The 999-nt window shown below is 47.1% G+C and carries 1 protein-coding gene; it reads left to right on the forward strand.

What is annotated here, in order from left to right; translation table 11 throughout:
* Positions 1-999, forward strand: a 999-nt coding sequence (locus tag ABHN01_RS25100; protein ID WP_429877805.1) for a DEAD/DEAH box helicase, incomplete at both ends; no start/stop codon positions are given.

A 999-nucleotide genomic window follows, 5' to 3' on the forward strand; every position in this document is an offset into this window, starting at 1 on the left:
GAAATGCTGAACATGGGCTTCATCGAGGATATTGAGACCATCCTTGAGAACGTGCCTACTGAACGGCATACGATGCTCTTCTCGGCAACGATGCCGAAACAAATTCAGAAACTTGCAGAGCGTTTCATGAAAGATGTTCTGATCATTCGTGTAAAAGCAAGTGAGATGACGGTAAAAAGCATTGAACAAGAATATGTTGAAGTAAAAGAAAAACAAAAATTCGATGCACTTACACGTTTGCTCGATATTCAATCGCCAGAGCTTGCCATCGTTTTCGGGCGTACCAAAAGACGTGTAGATGAATTGACTGAAGCCTTGAACAAACGAGGTTATTCAGCTGAGGGTATTCACGGTGACCTTCCGCAGTCAAAACGTGACATGGTTCTCCGCGCGTTCAAGAACAATACGATCGAAGTGCTTGTCGCGACTGACGTTGCAGCGCGTGGCCTTGATATCAGCGGGGTTTCTCACGTATATAACTTTGACATTCCACAAGATCCTGAAAGCTACGTTCACCGTATCGGACGTACTGGACGTGCAGGGAGAACGGGTTATGCGGTAACGTTTATCACACCTCGTGAGATCGATCATCTATACACCATTGAAAAAATTACGAAGCGTAAAATGGTTAAACGTCCTGTTCCATCACTCACTGAGGCAATTGAAGGCCAACAGCGCATGGCGCTAGATAAGCTGCTGAACGTAATTGAAGACGGCGACATCCAAGTTTACAAACAGACAGCGATGGAGATGCTTGAAGAGCATGATTCTGTATCTCTTTTATCTGCTGCACTCAAGCTTTTAACAAAAGAACCGGATACCACTCCGATTGAGTTGACGTTCGAACCGCCTTTGGCAACCAAAAAACGCCGGGACAACCGATTTGGTGACCGCAGACGCCCTCAGCGCGGCGGCAACAATGAATCAAGGGACAAGAGAAGAAAAGGCGGGCGCGGAGATAAGCAGCGCCAAGGCGGCGGAGGAAACCGCGATATGTCA

Source organism: Fictibacillus sp. NRS-1165 (assembly GCF_050468105.1).
Taxonomy (GTDB): Bacteria; Bacillota; Bacilli; order Bacillales; family Fictibacillaceae; genus Fictibacillus_C; species Fictibacillus_C terrinigri.